The 1,387-nt window shown below is 72.2% G+C and carries 2 protein-coding genes; both read right to left on the minus strand.

Annotated elements, in window-relative coordinates:
• The coding region (locus G5C60_RS50665; RefSeq protein WP_165271079.1) for an NADP-dependent oxidoreductase at positions 1 to 808 on the minus strand (808 nt) is incomplete at its 3' end.
• Positions 809 to 904: 96 nt separating this feature from the next.
• Positions 905 to 1,387: NAD(P)H-dependent oxidoreductase (locus G5C60_RS50670; protein ID WP_165271081.1), on the minus strand; the 483-nt coding region annotated here is incomplete at its 5' end.

Consider the following 1,387-nt stretch of genomic DNA (forward strand, 5'->3'; position numbering starts at 1 on the left):
CCAGCTGCGACAGCTGGTCGGCGTCGCTGCGGACGAACAGGTCGATGCCGCGTACGCCGCGCTCCTGGTCGGAGGGCGCGGGCATCCATACCGTCGTGTTCACCACGACCCCGCCCGGACGGACCAGTGTGACGAGTGCGGCCAGCTCGGCCGGGTCGACCGGCGCGAGGTTGAGCACGACGTCGACCGGCTCGGTCACCGCCGCGCTCACGCCGGTGGTGGTGTGGTCGATGACCTCATCGGCGCCGGCCGACGTGACCGCCTCGCTGCTGCGCGGGCTGGCCGTGGCGATCACGTGGGCATCGGCTCCCTTGGCCAGCTGCACGGCGTAGCCGCCGACCGCTCCGCCGGCGCCGTTGATCAGCACGCGTTGCCCGGCCGTCAGCTTGCCGTGGTCGAACAGCGCCTGCCACGCGGTGAGGCCCACGAGTGGCAGTGCGGCGGCGTCGGGCAGGGGGATGCTCTTGGGCGCCGGCGTCAGGACCTCGGCCGGCGCGAGGACGTACTCCGCGGCGGCGCCGTTCCCGTCCATCGGCAGGAAGCCGATGACGTCGTCACCGACCGCGATGCCGTCCACGCCCTCGCCCAGCGCGTCGATGGTGCCGGCGACGTCGAGGCCGGGAGTGTGCGGCAGCACCACCGGGATGGGGCCGCGCATGAAGCCGCCGCGGATGTTGCCGTCGACGGAGTTGAACGACGTCGCGGCGACGCGGATCCGGACCTCACCGGCCCCGGGGACGGGCTGCTCCACGTCCTCGTAGCGCAGGACGTCGGGGTCGCCGTACTCGTGGAAACGTACTGCCTTCATTTCGGTTCTCACCTTCACTGCGGCCGATGTTACTTCGAATTCGAAGCAACTGTGATGACGGTACCTCTGCTTCGAATTCGAAGCAAGTGTTGTCGGTCACTGCCGGTGCAAGCGCATCGCCACGGCGAGTTCGGCGGCGGCCTGGTCGATGCAGGCGCGCAGTCGTGCCGCGTCGCTGTGAGCCGTGGCCGGCCAGTCGGCGGGGCCGGCGACGACGACCGTGGGCACGGGGTCGGCGTGCACGCTGGCCAGGCGCCTGCGTAGCACCTGCGCGAGGTCGGGCGGCTGCCAGCGGGAGCCGCTGTTGAGCGCCAGCAGCACCGGCATGCCGGAGAGGACACCGTCCCCGAGGACGGCGAAGAACAAGTCGAGCACCTCGCTCGGGGATGCGGCGAGCACCGGGGCCGCCACCACGAGCCCGTCGGCCGCCACGGCCGCCGCGATCGCCTCCCGCAGGTCGAGGCTGACGCGGTCGTGGGTGGAGTGCTGGGCGAGGTCGGCCGCCAGCCGGTGCAGCTCCAGCACCTCCACCTCGGCGCGCGCACCACCAGCCGCCAGTGACCGGCACACAGCCTCCGC

The sequence above is a fragment of the Streptomyces scabichelini genome (assembly GCF_011045015.1).
In the GTDB taxonomy this organism is placed as follows: domain Bacteria; phylum Actinomycetota; class Actinomycetes; order Streptomycetales; family Streptomycetaceae; genus Streptomyces; species Streptomyces scabichelini.